The organism is Kaistella sp. (assembly GCF_032060305.1).
Taxonomy (GTDB): domain Bacteria; phylum Bacteroidota; class Bacteroidia; order Flavobacteriales; family Weeksellaceae; genus Kaistella; species Kaistella yananensis.
Map to the genome: position 1 here is coordinate 1 of NZ_DAMBHK010000048.1, position 15,874 is coordinate 15,874.

Genomic DNA, 15,874 nt, shown 5'->3' on the forward strand with positions numbered 1-15,874 from the left:
TATTTGGTGTCTACCATAATATTTCTGCTGAAACGCGGGTCGAAGTTAATGTCACTCATCGTTCCTTCCCACTGTCTGTCGAAGTTTAAACCGATTAGGTTTCCGTTCGCATCTAGCGCGGGACTTCCGGAGTTACCGCCAGTCGTGTGATTTGTTGCTGTGAAGTTTACAGGCACATCACCGGTGCTGTTTTTATAGATTCCGTAATCTTTTTTGTTATAAAGATCGATAAGTTTTTTAGGAACATCAAATTCGTAATCTCCCGGAACATATTTTTCCATAACTCCTGATAAATGGGTCTGATAACCGTAATACAGCGCATCTTTCGGGTTAGAACCTTTCACTTCACCGTAAGTTACCCGAAGGGTAGAGTTTGCGTCTGGATAAAACGTGCGGTTTTTGTCGGTTTCCATTTGCTGTGCCATGTATTTTTTCTGAAGCACATCAATCTGTTTCTGATACTCTGTGTATTTGCCATCAGTTTTGGTGAGGTACGATTCTCTCATGGAGGTGAACAGTTTCATCAATGGATCATTCTTTAGGTTTTGTACCAATGAATTCTGATCTTCGAAAACTTTGTCAATTCCGGAATACATTGTTGCGCCGTTCAGAGTTCCACGTCCTGTAATCACAGAATTTTTTGAAAGTTCTTCGATAGTCTGAAGATTTCGGTTGACGTCTTTATACTGCTCGAAACCGGAAGGCAGAAACTGTGGCTGAACACGGTTTGCATACAGTGCAAGTACTTTTGCAGTTACTTTTGCATCCAGTTCAGGATCATAATTTTTGTAGATTTCTTTCAGTCTGTTTTTAAAGTTTTCCAAAGTTTTTGCATCCATTTTTCCACTTTCTGCAGCATTGGCAAAATTGTAAAAATTATTAGCCAGGGAAAGGGTCTCTGCGTTTCGGATAACTTCACTATAATAAGCTCTACTCAGAGCATAAGGCGATTGCTCGGTATAAAGACGGTTGAATTCATCCAGGGTAGTTTTCACTTCCGGATTTTTAGCGATTAGGCTCTGCTCGTAGCGCTGTTTTTTACCTACTGCGTCAGATTTGGTAAGGCCTTCAACTTCGCCTTTCCATTTTTTCCAGTAATTGGCAACACTGGCATATTTCGAGGCATACTTAATTTTGGTCGCCTGATCTGCACGCATTTTTTCGTCGAGTGTCTTCAAAGCAACATCACGTACATCAATCATCGCAGGATCGATTTCTGTACGGATTTTTTCTACCGCAATCGATGGTAAATATTCAGTAGTTCTGCCAGGGAAGCCAAACACAAAAGTAAAGTCGCCTTCTTTTTTATCTTTTATAGAAACCGGAAGGAAATGTTTTGGCTTGTACGGAACATTATCTTTGCTGTATTCTGCAGGTTTGTTGTTTTTGTCCGCATAAATTCTGAACATCATAAAGTCTCCCGTATGTCTTGGAAACACCCAGTTATCAGTATCTGAACCGAATTTCCCGATAGAGCTCGGCGGTGCGCCAACCATACGGATGTCTTTAAAGGTTTCAATGATGTAAGCGTAATATTTGTTGCCGTAATACATCGGGCGGATGACTACTTTCTGGTGAGGCTCTGTTTTAAAGGATTTCGAAACCACATCAATATTGTTTTTAATCACCTGCTCGGCCTGTTTTGCGTCAAGATTTTTAGTGTTCCCCAGAATTTGTCCGGTGACATCTTTAATGTCGAGAACAAAATCAACCGTTACGCCGGGATTCGGGAGTTCTTCGCCCATGTTTTTTGCCCAGAAACCGTTCGCAAGAAGGTCGTTTTCTACCGTAGAGTGTGACTGGATATTATCATAACCGCAATGGTGGTTGGTTAAAAGAAGTCCTTTTGGTGAAATAATTTCAGCGGTACATCCACCATCGAACTGCACTACTGCATCTTTAATGGAAGGTTTTGCCGGGTCGAAAATCTGCTTGGCAGAAATTTTCATACCCATCGCTTTCATTTCTTTTTCATTGAGTTCTGTAGGAATCCACATTCCGCCATATTGCTGCCCAAAGGCCATTACTGCAGGAAATATCACTGCCGCAAGCAATATATTTTTCTTTTTTATCATAAATCTATTATTATATCTGAGAATTGAAATCAGTATTCAAAATTTCGCCTAAAAATAAGGAATTTTTGTGAACCTGGAAAAATGAAGTCCAGAGGTTGAAGTTCCCAAAAAGTTGTGAATGTTTATGCCTACTTTTTAATGAAATCCATATTCTGAATACGCACGGCATTTAGGATAGCTAAAAGTGCCACGCCAACATCGGCAAAAACCGCTTCCCACATTGTCGCGAGTCCGCCGGCACCTAGAATCAGGACAACCGCTTTTACCCCAAACGCCAGAATAACGTTCTGCCAAACAATTTTTCGGGTTTCCCTACTGATCTTTATTGCCATCGGAATTTTTGAAGGCCTGTCGTCCTGAATTACCACATCGGCAGTTTCAATCGTGGCATCGCTGCCCAAGCCGCCCATGGCAATGCCTACATCGCTTAGTGCCACAACCGGCGCATCATTTACACCGTCGCCAATAAAAGCGACCGTCTCGTTTTGGGCTTTAATTTCTTTTACTTTATTCACCTTGTCTTCGGGCAGTAAATCTCCAAACGCATTGGTTATACCGATTTTATCAGCGACTTCCTTTACCACCACCTGTTTGTCGCCACTCAGCATGGTCACTTTAATACCCATTTTTTGGAGAGTGGTAACTGCGGAAGGTGAATCTTCTTTAATTTGATCTGATATGGTGACATAACCTGCAAATTGTCCGTCCACTGCGACAGCAATCAAGGTGTCTGAAACTTCTATATGGTTCACAGAATGTGGAATATCAAATTTTTCCATCAGTTTGAAGTTTCCTGCGAGCACTTCTTTCCCATCGATCGTACCTTTCAATCCGTGACCTGCGATTTCTTCAAAATCTTTCATCACATTATCATGGCTAATTTCGCCTGCATATTCATGAACCGCAGCGGCAATCGGGTGAGTCGATTTACTTTCGAGGATATTGAGCAAAACTAGAATTTCTTCTTTGTTGAATCCGTTTTCAATATGAACCTGCTGAACTTTAAAAACGCCTTCAGTCATGGTTCCGGTTTTATCCATCACCACATTTTTTACGCTGGCAAGAATATCAAGAAAGTTGCTGCCTTTAACGAGAATACCGTTGCGGCTTGCGGCACCAATTCCACCAAAATAACCCAGCGGAATAGAGATTACCAAAGCACAAGGGCATGAAATTACCAGAAAGACAAGTGCGCGGTAGAGCCAGTTTCGGAACTCGTATTCTTCGACAAAAAAGTAGGGGAGGAAAGTAATTGCAATGGCAAGGAACACCACGATAGGGGTATAAATTTTCGCAAACTTACGGATGAAAAGTTCGCTTTTTGCTTTCTGTGAACTGGCGTTTTGTACCAATTCGAGAATCCGCGAAAGTTTGGAATCTTCGTAAGCGGTATTGATTTTTACCAAAGACAAAGTGTTGAGGTTGATCATTCCCGCCAACACGCTGTCTCCTGTTTTTTTGGTGTCGGGTTTGCTTTCGCCTGTTAATGCAGACGTGTTGAACGAAGCTGTTTCAGAGAGCAGTTCACCATCTAGTGCCAGTTTTTCACCCGGTTTCAGTTGTATGATTTCTCCGATGGATGCATCTTTTGCTTTAATGGTTGTAGGAATATTGTTTTTCAGTATGGTTACTTCGTCCGGACGCTGATCAAGTAAAGTCTTAATGTTAAGTTTGGCTTTTTGAACTGCCAGCGTCTGAAAAACCTCACCTACAGAATAAAAAAGCATCACGGCCACGCCTTCAGGATATTCTCCAATGGCAAAAGCACCCCCTGTGGCAATAGTCATAAGCAGGAATTCAGAGAAAAAATCACCGTTTTTAATGCTCGAGAAAGCATCTTTAATCACGGGAAATCCTACAGGAATATAAGCCAGCAGATAAAGTGCCAGCCGAATCCAATCTGTAAGCCAATCGGGTTTCAACCAATAATCGAGTAGAAGTCCTGCGGCAAGGAGGATGAAAGAAATTCCGGCAGGCAGAAAAAGTTGAAAAACCGTTTGGTCTGAATGATCATGTGAATGATCGTGACCTTCATGATCATGTTGAAGATTATTTTGTGGAACCGGAGAAACTGGTTTTGTGTGTTCGCCTGTAGTACAGCATTCTTTCGACATAAATTTGGGATATTTCAGCTCAAATATACAAATTCAGCACCATAAATTGTGTGGCATTACTTTTGAAGTTCACAAAAAAATTTCAGCATGAACTTTCTTTACGAACAGCTTTTATGGCTTTTTATTCTCGCCGTTCCGGTAGCATGTATTGCATGGACGGTAACGCATGAAGAGATTTTCAGAGAGCCCAGAGAGTACTGTGTCAGGAAATCGAAGGAATGCAAAAAGCTCTATCAGCGAAAATTTTTCTATCTCTTTACATGCGAATACTGTTTCAGTCACTATGTAACCGCATTTTTTATAATTATCACAAGCTACAAACTTCTTTTTGATGACTGGCGGGGCTATTTGATTTCATTTTTTGCAGTCGTGTTTGTCGCTAATGTATATTTGAGTCTCTTTGCCTATTTAAGGCAAAGTCTTAAAGTCGAAAGAATAGAAGCCAAACTTAAAGACAACGAGTGGCACGAAGTAAAGGAAGAAATTACTGATAAAAAAGATCACTAACATTAAAAATTAAATAATTATGGACAAGAATGAAAGACTACAGCACTACGAATATGATGAATATACCGTTGTAACCAATTTCGAAACGTATCAGGATATTCTGGATTATGCTGCGGAACATAACGGCGAACTTATTGAGGTAGGTTTTACCGATGGTTCAGATAATCCAATGCCGAATTCGGAAGCCAACCTTATCGCTGAAAAGAAAACCTTTAAAGTAGGTTTGGATCCGGAATATAAAGTACTGTATTCCTACGAGGAAGGTTTCCAGGAAATGGCGGAGGAAATTCTGGAAGAAATGAAAAAAATCGAAAATGATGTAGCTCCGGAAGACTGGCTTTCAGATCAGAATATCGCAACCGGAGATCGGATTATTGTGCTGAAAGACGGCGAAGTGAACACGGTTACTACCAGAGAAAGAATTAAATTCCTGATGCGTGGCAATGTTTACGAACTTGCCGTGAAAGTACCGAAAGCGAACGAAGCGTAAATTTCACTTTAATACCGTGTCGTTACAATGTTCTGGGATTTCTATATTGAGTGATGGTAATAAGGTTCAGTTGATATTTTCATGTATTTTTAGTGAAAATTCTTATCGTTTAAATCAGTTTTAACAGATTTTTCCAAGCTTTTTACCGTAAATTTGGATATATTTGATGGATTAAAGTAAAGTTGTTTTATACTTACCATTCAAAAACTGAAATCCCTGAAACCATGGAAAAAGTTATTCCTCATTCGTTGTTTACAGATCACGACATTTATCTTTTTCGAGAAGGCAAGCATTACAGACTTTACGATAAATTCGGCTCCCACAGTGTAGAAGTTAACGGAAAATGCGGCGTTTATTTTGCAGTCTGGGCCCCGTTTGCGAAAGAAGTTTCTGTAATAGGAAACTTTAATAATTGGCATTCGGAAACACACAAACTGTTACCAAGATGGGATGAATCCGGTATTTGGGAAGGCTTTATTCCCGGCCTCAACTGGGGAAATCTCTATAAGTACGCCATCCGATCAAACAAAGGAGTTCTTCTGGAAAAAGGTGACCCGTTTGCACTGAGCTGGGAGCAGAATGTTCAGGCCAGTTCCATCATTTCAACAACATGGTACGAATGGAATGACAAAAAATGGATGGCAAACCGCTGGAAAAAGAATAATCTTGAAGCACCACTTTCGGTTTACGAAATGCATTTAGGCTCCTGGATGCGTGGTGTTGATGATCCCAACAGGTTTTTCAGTTACCGTGAAATTGCAGAACGGTTGGTGCCTTATTTAAAGGAAATGAATTTCACTCATGTGGAATTTATGCCGGTGATGGAATATCCATACGATCCAAGTTGGGGCTATCAGGTGACCGGTTTTTTCGCGGCCACTTCACGTTTTGGTTCACCACAGGATCTCATGTTTTTAATTGACGAACTTCACAAAAACGGAATTGGCGTTATCCTCGACTGGGTTCCGTCACATTTCCCGGGAGATGCTAACGGTCTGCATTTTTTCGACGGTACTTACCTTTACGAACACGAAGATCCACGAAAAGGGTTCCATCCCGAATGGAAATCGCATATTTTTAATTACGGCAGACCTGAAGTGAAATCTTTCCTTATTTCCAACGCGATGTTTTGGCTCGACAGATATCATGCCGACGGGCTTCGCGTAGATGCAGTAACTTCGATGCTTTTTCTGGATTATGCCAGAAACGAAGGCGAATGGGAGCCGAATGCAGAAGGCGGAAACGTAAATCTCGAAGCGAAGCAGTTTTTGCAGGAATTCAACACTGCAGTTTACAAAGAGTTTCCCGATATCATGACCATTGCGGAAGAAAGTTCAGATTTTCCGATGCTTACAAAACCCGTGCATGATGGCGGAATCGGTTTCGGAATGAAATGGATGATGGGCTGGATGCATGATACTTTAAAATACTTCAAAGAAGACCCTATCAACAGAAAATACCAGCATAACAAGCTTACTTTCGCATCGATGTACATGTATAATGAAAATTATATGATGCCGCTTTCTCACGACGAGGTCGTACACGGTAAATCGAGTTTGATTTACAAAATGCCTGGAGACGAATGGCAGAAATTTGCGAATCTGCGGGCGTTGTACACTTATATGTACACCCATCCGGGAGCCAAACTTCTCTTTATGGGTAATGAATTTGCCCAAACCGCGGAATGGAATTATACCCAAAGTCTCGACTGGCATTTGCTGCAATATCCTGTTCACCAAGGCATGCAGAATTATGTAAAAGATCTGAATGCCATTTACACCACCGAAACTTCACTGTACCAAAACCAGTTTAAACCCGAAGGTTTCGAATGGGTTGAAGCCAATGATGGTGATAATTCAATCTTTATTTATCTGAGAAAAGGGAAGGAAGAGGATGATGTTACAATGACGGTTTTGAATCTTACTCCCAGAGTTTTCGATTATAAAATAGGCGTGAATGAAGGGACGAACTGGGAAGTAATTTTGAATTCTGATGATGAAAAATATGGTGGTAGCGGCGTAAAAGCTGAAGTTGTAGATGAAGAAGACGACGAGTGGATGTATCGCCCCAATGCCATCGTGCTGACATTGCCACCGCTTGCCGGAGTGATTTTAAAGCAGAAAAAATCTGTTCAAAATCTAAAAAAAGCAAAATCTGCCTCTAAAAGTAGGAAAAGAACTATTTAAATTCTAAATCTGCACTTACAACTTTCGTCTGAAAATCTTATATGAAAATCTTTAATCTTTCCATGGAATGTTACCCGGTTGCAAAAGTTGGCGGTCTGGGCGACGTGGTGGGTGCGCTGCCCAAATATCTCAACCGGATTGAGGGAATTGAAGCCAGCGTAGTGATGCCGTGGTACAACAAAATTTTTGTTCACGAACACGAGTTTGAAATTGTTTTCGATGGCTGGATTCATCAGAGTCATCACACTTTTCAGGTACAGGTGATGAAGGAAAAATCGAAAGTTTTGGGTTTTGATCTTTATCTGGTTAAAATCCCCGGACTTCTGGACCGTGATAATCCTTACGGATACTGGGACGAGAGCCAGCAGTTTCTCGCTTTCCAGCACGGCGTTCTGCACTGGCTTACCGCCATGCAGATCCGTCCGGATATTCTGCACTGCCACGATTACCATACCGGTCTCGTTCCATTCATGATTGAAAACTGCCCGGAATTCCGTTTTCTGAAAGGCGTAAAAACTATTGGAACGATACATAACGGCGAATATCAGGGACAGATGAATTGGGAAATGTCGAGCTATTTCCCGTGGTTTTATGGCGAACAGTGGGGACTGCTCGACTGGAATGGGTTCATCAATCCTTTGGCGGCGATGATTAAGTGCTGCCACGCCTTCAATGCAGTCTCCGAAGGTTACCTGCACGAACTTTTCGAAAGTTTCCGAGGTTTGGAAGGCCTAGTGCGTCAGGAACATGCAAAAGCTTATGGAATCATCAACGGAATTGATGTGGAGGTGTGGAATCCCGCTACCGATTCGTTCCTGGATTTTAATTTTTCAGAAGAAAATGTGGTGATCGGTAAACAGAAAAATAAAATTGCACTCTGTAAAGAATATAATCTGGATCCGGATCTGCCTCTGTTTGGTTTTATCGGAAGATTTGCCGGCGAAAAGGGTGCAGATTTGCTGCCGGATATCGTCTGGAGAAGCATACAGGAGACCTATGGCGCACTGAATATCATTATTCTAGGTTCCGGTGACAAAAATATCGAATATCACTTAAACGAACTTACAAAGTCGTACTCGAACTTTGCGCTGGATTTGGGTTATAAAGAATATCTCTCGCACAAAATTTATGCGTCATCAGATTTTTTACTCATGCCCTCAAGGGTTGAGCCCTGCGGCCTGAACCAAATGTATGCAATGCGTTACGGAACTGTGCCGATCGTGCGTTATACCGGTGGTCTACGCGATACCGTAGAAGATTTTTCCAGTGGCGGCAGCGGAATTAATTTCGGTGCGGCTACGGCCAAAGATGCGGTACACGCTATTCATCGTGCGCTTCATATTTATCACAATAAAGAACTGATGCAGCGCCTTGTACACTCTAACATGAATTATGATTTTTCCTGGGAGAAGTCTGCGGAGCGGTATCTGGAGATGTACAAAAGATAAAGACAGATCGGTCTTCTTTGCCTTAAGTGTTCTATGATATTTCAAGAAATCCTTTGTTCTTGGTACTGTTCTTGCAAAGTTCACCCGAAACCGATAAATTATGCCTGCAGACCTTATGAAGCACTTCAGATTTTTCAATTTATTTTTTGCAATAATTATTCTTGCAGTTCTTGTACAGTGTAAAAAAGACAATCAGATTTCAGGGAATGCGAAGAATCCTTCTTCCGAAACCATTAAAAAAGACACCGTAAAGAAGGTTGAAGAAATTAAACCTCAAATTACCTATAGCGCTTTTATTTTTCCCACAAAAAAGAAAGATTCCGCCATGGCGGCTTTCAATAAAGAGTTTTCTGAGGAGGAACGCTACACGATTCTGGCCTTAAACCGGCTGGACTCCAAAAATAAATGGCGTGCCGATACGCTTGCTGTTCCTAATAAATTCGACCATACTTTAATGGCTTATTCGCCATTTCCGAAAAATATCGAAACCCTGAAAGAGGTGGAGAAAATGGTGTTTTTTTCTTATCCCATTCAGGCTTATGCTTTGTATGAAAGCGGTAAGCTGATTAAATGGGGACCCACCAGTATGGGAAAGAAATCTGCCCAAACCAAACGGGGGCTCATGTTTGCCAACTGGAAAAAAGAACTTGCCATTTCTACGGTTGACAGTGACTGGAAACTCCCGTTTAATGTAAATGTGCACAACACGCTTGGGATTGGGTGGCACCAGTATGATCTGCCCGGTTTCCCGGCATCGCATTCCTGTCTCAGGCTGCTGATGGATGACGCAAAATACCTCTACAGCTGGGTGGATACGTGGATTTTGAACAAAGGCGGTGCAACGCTGAAAGCAAACGGCACGCCGGTGATTGTATTTGGTGATTACCAATGGGGTGGCAAAAAACCGTGGAAAAATTTGATCAACAATCCTGTGTCTAATGATATTTCTCTGGACGAAATGAATGAAATCATAAAGCCGCATCTCAACAAAATTCTCAGAGAACAGAAAAACAGGGAAGAAGTGGAAGCCGGTTCGGTGGTGGAAGAGTAGCCTGCTAGTTTTCGAATTCCATGATTGATTCTTCGGCGAATTTTCTCAGTTTCTGCATTTCGGTTTTGGCTTTCTGCTGGCCGAGTCTTGTAGCCAGGTATGTTCCCAGGAGCAAGAAGAGCATGATAAAGGAAACGGGCAGCGCCCAAGGAAAATCGTTGCTTTTAATCTCTTTTTCCACAAACCAAATCGTGATAAAAACCATCCATAAAATCGCAAAAATAAAATAAAGAAACATAAAGAAAGTCCACACTGCAGAACTTGGCCCGAAAACACCGCGGATCACTGTTTTATTTTCTTCGGTTTCTGTACGCAGCGCCAGGCAGGGTTTCCAATAATCGTCTTGGCCGGTTTTTACGGTAATCACGGCAGTTTCCGCATTGATATTTCCGGAAAACTCGTCAGATTTCGAAGCAAGGAAATGTTTAAGAAATGTGGTGTAATTTTCTCTGCTTATTTCAGTAAAAATTTTAAATCTCGGTCTTGCCCGGATATGGTCGATGGCGGTTTCTTCAATTTTCATCTTGATACGGAATTGGATCTTTTAATATGATTTGAAAATTCAGGATCTGGCTGTTTCTTTCCACTTCAAAATTTACCTTGGTGCCGTCTTCACTCCGGAGCAGATTATTAATGCTTTGCAAGGTGTAATTTCCGGCTTTTTTTCGGTTGATGCTGATGATTTTGTCGTTCTTTCTGAGACCTGCGACGAAGCAGGGTGAATCGGGCCTGCAACCCGCGATGGAATATTTCGGTTTCAGCACAAAACTGTACTGGAACCCTTCCTTTGAGTCATACACTTTTATTCCCTCACTCTCCTGATTGTTTTTTTTGGTTTCAACCCTCACCAGATTGCTTTCCCAGGTCATGCCGTCGTGCTGGATATCAAGACCGCTTTTATTAAAGAGAAACGGATCTTTAAAGTTGGCATTTTTTCTAAAATAAATCTTTTTCTCCGGATAATTGAAAAGTACAGTAAATCTCCGCAAAACATCGCTCCCGACAGAACCTTTCCTGTCGGGAACCAGCTTTAAATTCTGAATAGAATATTCGTCGGGCATTGCGGTTAAAGGTTTTTCGAAAACGAAATCGCCAATATACAGACGGTGAATCCGGCTTCGTTTCCCAAAAATATCGCCGTTAAAACCCTGTCCCAAGTAATCATCAATATTCGGGCGGTTGTACACAAAATCTTTAATCAGTTTCGGGAAAAGCCAGATCGCGTCGCTGTTTCCCAAATCTACAAGAAGTTTAGAATCAACTTTCTGACTTGTCATTTCTACGCCGGCGATGAGGTAGGGTTTGTTACCTTCAATGGTAATGGGAAATGGTGTGAATTTTTTACTTCTTTTTCTGAAAGTTTCATCATCGCTGTAAACTGTAATTTTTTTGCGGATGTAATCAATTTCAACCGGATGATTTTTAAAAAACTGATAACCGATGATCCCATTGACCGGAATGCCGACATGCGAAGAAAAATTAATGCTTTCATCCAGAATTATAAAAACGGTGTGCTTGAAATCTTTATAATCCTTGCCGATATTCACAATATTGTTGTCGGATCGTAAACCTTCGATGTCCTTACTTTCGCCAAGTCCCGAAAATTTTATTTTTTCAATGTCATTAAAGTTTACATCCTTGTTTTCTAAACTGAAAAGAATGGTTTCGTTAACCCCGGAATCGAGCAGAAATGTAAGGTCAGCACCGTTGATGTTGAGCGGAACAAAAATTAAATTGTTGATGAGCTGGAAGGGAATTACTGTTTTCTTGTGGTCTGAAATTTCAAATCCCTTCTGCGCTGAGATCAACGAGAATACAAAAAGTAATAAAACAGCTGTAAATTTCATAACATGAAGATACAATTTTTCCGTTGTGATATGTTTATTTTAAAGAATCTTAAGGCAAATAAATTTCAAAAAGAACTAAATTTGTTTATGCAAAACGAAGAAAAAACCGAAAAATTCCGACAGCTCGTTGAAAACAAATTTCAGATTTATAACTCACTTTTCATGAGTTTGCCGTACGACAAAATGACCAATATCGGCATGTTGCTGCCTTTTTTGTATGAAGAAAGCAAAATTGGTTATGAAAAGGGGAAAAGTCCTGAAGAAATTGTAGAAGAGTTTTTTGCCAAACACACCGAACTCGAAACCGAAGAGCAGAAGACCGAACTTCTCTTTAAAATCATTCAGTATATCGAAAGACAGGTGGTGCTTTTCGACAGTATTGAAGATGCGGCTTTCTGCGAACTCCATCCTCCGAGCGAAACGGGAACACTGCTGCAGCTTCACGAGCGGGCATTGCAGGAACATCTTGTAACGGCTACCCGCGATAAAATGAGGGATTTTGCGGTACGGGTTGTGTTTACGGCGCATCCAACCCAGTTTTATCCCAATTCCGTACAGCGGATTCTGCATGATCTGCGGTCAGCCATTATGAAAGATTCGGTGACGGAAATCGATATGCTTTTGCAGCAGCTTGGTAAAACACCATTCCTGAACCGCGAAAAACCTACGCCGCTCGACGAGGCGATGAGTATTATTTTTTACCTTCGGTACGTGTATTATGATTCTCTTGGTGAATTGTACAGAAAGATTAAAAATTCCTTTGGAACTCAAGATTTCAAGCTTCCTCACGATATTTTCCAGTTAGGCTTCTGGCCCGGCGGCGACCGCGACGGAAATCCTTTCGTTACTGCGGAGATCACCCAGAAAGTTGCACAGGAACTGCATTTCTCAATCCTTAAATCCTATTACGAACACCTGAAAAATTTAAGAAGAAGATTAAGCTTCAGAGGAGTTTCCGAGGTGTTGGAACAATTGAGCCATGAACTTTATGATGCGATTTTCAAGAACCAAAACATTACAACCCGGCATATTTTGAGCAGAATCAGCGAAGCTGAAAAAATTCTTACAGAACAGCATAACGGACTTTTCCATAATCTGCTGGAGGATTACAAAGACCGTGTACAGATATTCGGCACCCACTTCGCAACGCTGGATGTGCGCCAGGACAGCAGGATCCATCAGCAGGTGATCGACGAAATCATCGGTGAAAAGTCCGGTCTTGATCTGCAAAATATCACCACAGAAGATAAACTGAAATGGCTGCTGGAAACGGGAACTGTTTTAAATCCCGATGATTTCAGCGGAATTACAAAAGACACGCTTCAGAATATTTGCAATATCAGAAGTATTCAGGAAAAAAACGGAGAAAGAGGTTTAAACCGGTACATTATTTCAAATTCTGATGAGGTGAAAGATGTGCTGAATGTGTTTGGAATGTTCAGGCTTTGCGGGTACAGCGAAGAGGAAATAAATATCGATATCGTTCCGCTTTTTGAAACCATGGAAGGTCTGGATGCTGGCGAGAAGGTGATGAAGGAACTTTACGGACTTCCGGCGTACAGAAAACATCTGGAAAGACGCGGGAATGCACAGACGATTATGCTCGGTTTTTCCGACGGAACCAAAGACGGCGGTTATCTGAAGGCCAACTGGGAAATTTATGAAACCAAAGAACAGCTCACCAGAATTTCAGATGAGAATAATATAAAAGTCATTTTCTTCGACGGACGCGGTGGCCCGCCGGCACGTGGTGGCGGAAAAACCCACGATTTCTATGCTTCCCAAGGAAAAACAATTGCCAATAATAAAATTGAACTTACCATTCAGGGACAAACGATAACGAGTGTTTTCGGGAACAAAGACCAGGCAAAATACAACTTCGAACAGCTTTTAACTGCCGGAATTGAAAATGATGTCTTTAAAAATTCTAAAAAAGATTTAATGGTAAAAGAGAGGCAGCTCATCGAAGAACTGGCGGATATCAGTTTTAAAAAATATTCGGATTTAAAGGCGCACCCCATGTTTGTGCCGTATCTGCAGGAAATGAGCACGCTGGAATATTACGGACGTACCAATATCGGAAGCCGGCCAAGCAAAAGGGGCGGTACCAACGAGCTGAAGTTTGAGGATTTGCGCGCCATTCCGTTTGTAGGTTCATGGAGTCAGCTGAAACAGAATGTTCCCGGGTTTTTCGGATTCGGTTTTGCGCTGAATGAACTTAAAAATCAGGGAAGATTCGCAGAGGTGAAATCGCTTTACAAAGGATCAGATTTCTTTAAAACTTTAGTGCTGAATTCCATGATGAGCATGAATAAGTCTTATTTTCCGCTCACGTATTACATGAAAAATAACAGAAAGTTCGGCAGTTTCTGGAATATTCTTTTTGATGAATTCGAACTTTCGAAGTCCATGATGCTTGAGCTGACGGGATTTAGAATGCTGATGGAAGAGGAGCCACTTTCGAGAAAATCGGTGAAAATCCGCGAGAAAATTGTGTTGCCGCTGCTCAGTATCCAGCAATATGCGCTGATGAAAATCCAGAAGGATGAGGGCAACCGGGAAGCTTACGAAAAACTCGTAATGCGCTCGCTGTTTGGGAATATTAATGCAAGCAGAAATTCAGCGTAATAATGAAACAGCAGCTTCAGGTAAAGGTGTTTTCTGTATGATGATGCAATGTTTTCTGGTGAATTTCAGTTGAACAGTAATTAAAATCATGGTTTTTTGGGATGGCAGAAAGGGTGAACAAAAGATTGACAGGCCCATCGGATTCCGTAACTTTAAACTTGATATGATAAGGGAGCATGCGGCTCAGGGAGGTTTTCCCGCAAACTCGGTGAGTAAAATAACCAGTATCATCGATCCGGTAACCGCAGAATGAACCTCTGTTCCTGTAAAGCTGCGCTTTTTTACATGATTTGTACATTCATATTATAACAAAAAGACCTTCGTTCGAAGGTCTTTTATACTATTGCTTAATGAGTTTTTCGATGTACTCGTTCTTTTCGGTTTTTATTTTAACAAAGTAAATACCTTTCCCGAATTTTGCAATATTGTTGGTTTTGGTATTCTGCAGTTGCTGAACTTTTCTTCCTAAAACATCATACATTTCCACCGACACTATTTTTTCCGAAGTCTCAATGCTAAAATCAGTAATCACAGGATTCGGATAGATTTTAATTTTAGATTTCAGATTGTTTTCTGCAGTGGCCAGCACTGCATCAGCAAGGGTTTCGTTAAAATTCAGGATGCCGTAACCCATCTGTGGAGTAGTGTTGGGATAAAGCGACGCCTTTTCACGAAGCAAATCCTTTAAAACAGGCAAAGATTTGGAAGGAACTGCCTGAATCAGACATGCAACACCACCCGCGGCAAGCGGAGTTGCAAAGGAAGTTCCGCTTCCCGAAGTCGCTCCGTTATTATATCCCATCGCAGTGCCGGTTCCCCGGGCGCTGGCATCAGGTTTTATCACGCCTACAGCATTGGGCCCGTGCGACGAAAAAGACGAACTTGCACCTGTTGACGTTACTCCTCCTATGGTGAAAACTTTTTCATTGTCTGCGGGAGTAATGATATATTTCCAGGGTTTCTGGGCTTCATTTCCTGCCGCTGCCAAAACAAAAATTCCTTTTTCTGAAGCAATCTGGGCGGCTCTTGCAATGAAGGAAGTGGTACCGTTCATATCTGAATACAAAAGATTATACCGGCTATCGTCAAAATCATAATATCCCAGTGAAGTCGAAATAACATCTACCCCTTTTCTGTCGGCTTCTTCGGCGGCTTCTGTCCAGTAAATCATTTCCTCGGGAATTTCATTATACGCATCTTCGGTGGCATAAAGGTAGAAATCTGCATCGGGCGCTGAACCTACATACTGGTTCTGAACGTATCCTGCAATTACACCAAGACAGTAAGAGCCATGATTGTTCAAAGAAGTACTGTAGATATCGTTGTTTTTGCTGATGAAATTGTAGCCGCCTTTTATTTGTCCATTGTTTCGGATTCTTGCGTAGGCGGTTCCTGTATTTACGGTCGGAAATCCGGTGTCAATTACCGCGATGGTAACGCCGGTCCCGGTATATCCCGCCACATGAAGCGGCCTTAGATTAATTTGGTTAATCTGTGCAAGCCCGGCGCCGTAATTAAAATCTGTTTT

11 protein-coding genes are annotated in these 15,874 nt (G+C 41.6%); 6 read left to right on the forward strand and 5 right to left on the reverse strand.

The features are described from left to right. Together V5N63_RS07905 and V5N63_RS07910 are read right to left on the reverse strand one after the other, a co-directional pair. Positions 1-2,072: S46 family peptidase (locus V5N63_RS07905; RefSeq protein ID WP_442905793.1), on the reverse strand; the 2,072-nt coding region annotated here is incomplete at its 3' end. A gap of 131 nt (positions 2,073-2,203) precedes the next feature. Continuing rightward, on the reverse strand, positions 2,204-4,189 hold the full coding sequence (locus V5N63_RS07910; RefSeq protein ID WP_332033508.1) for a heavy metal translocating P-type ATPase: 1,986 nt from the start codon (positions 4,187-4,189) through the stop codon (positions 2,204-2,206). Positions 4,190-4,276: 87 nt separating this feature from the next. On the opposite strand from V5N63_RS07910, the gene V5N63_RS07915 reads away from it, so the two are divergent. The 5 genes from V5N63_RS07915 (at position 4,277) to V5N63_RS07935 (ending at position 9,871) form a co-directional block, all read left to right on the forward strand. Beyond that, positions 4,277-4,696, forward strand: coding sequence for a hypothetical protein (locus V5N63_RS07915; protein ID WP_332033509.1), 420 nt, complete (start codon positions 4,277-4,279; stop codon positions 4,694-4,696). Between the two features lie 19 nt (positions 4,697-4,715). Beyond that, entirely contained in the window at positions 4,716-5,186 is a 471-nt protein-coding gene (locus tag V5N63_RS07920) for a hypothetical protein (protein WP_332033510.1), read from the forward strand. Positions 5,187-5,410: 224 nt separating this feature from the next. Continuing rightward, entirely contained in the window at positions 5,411-7,372 is a 1,962-nt protein-coding gene (gene glgB / locus V5N63_RS07925; RefSeq protein ID WP_332033511.1) for a 1,4-alpha-glucan branching protein GlgB, read from the forward strand. A 41-nt stretch (positions 7,373-7,413) separates the two neighbouring features. After that, the gene (locus V5N63_RS07930) at positions 7,414-8,820 is read left to right on the forward strand and encodes a glycogen synthase (RefSeq protein WP_332033512.1); all 1,407 of its coding nucleotides are present in this window, start codon (positions 7,414-7,416) and stop codon (positions 8,818-8,820) included. A 100-nt stretch (positions 8,821-8,920) separates the two neighbouring features. Next, positions 8,921-9,871, forward strand: a complete 951-nt coding sequence (locus V5N63_RS07935) for a L,D-transpeptidase (protein ID WP_332033513.1) — start codon at positions 8,921-8,923, stop codon at positions 9,869-9,871. Positions 9,872-9,875: 4 nt separating this feature from the next. Here the strand turns inward: V5N63_RS07935 and V5N63_RS07940 are convergent, their stop codons facing one another. Next, positions 9,876-10,394 (reverse strand): hypothetical protein, encoded by a 519-nt coding sequence (locus V5N63_RS07940; RefSeq protein ID WP_332033514.1) that lies wholly within the window; start codon positions 10,392-10,394, stop codon positions 9,876-9,878. Further along, positions 10,384-11,718 (reverse strand): PDZ domain-containing protein, encoded by a 1,335-nt coding sequence (locus V5N63_RS07945; protein ID WP_332033515.1) that lies wholly within the window; start codon positions 11,716-11,718, stop codon positions 10,384-10,386. Before V5N63_RS07945 ends, V5N63_RS07940 begins: the two co-directional genes overlap by 11 nt. An 87-nt stretch (positions 11,719-11,805) precedes the next feature. Here V5N63_RS07945 and V5N63_RS07950 point away from each other — a divergent pair, with 87 nt between their 5' ends. Further along, a complete protein-coding gene (locus tag V5N63_RS07950; protein WP_332033516.1) occupies positions 11,806-14,346 on the forward strand; it encodes a phosphoenolpyruvate carboxylase in 2,541 nt (846 codons plus the stop codon). 340 nt (positions 14,347-14,686) lie between these two features. Here the strand turns inward: V5N63_RS07950 and V5N63_RS07955 are convergent. Next, on the reverse strand, positions 14,687-15,874 hold a 1,188-nt coding region (locus V5N63_RS07955), incomplete at its 5' end, for a S8 family peptidase (protein ID WP_332033517.1).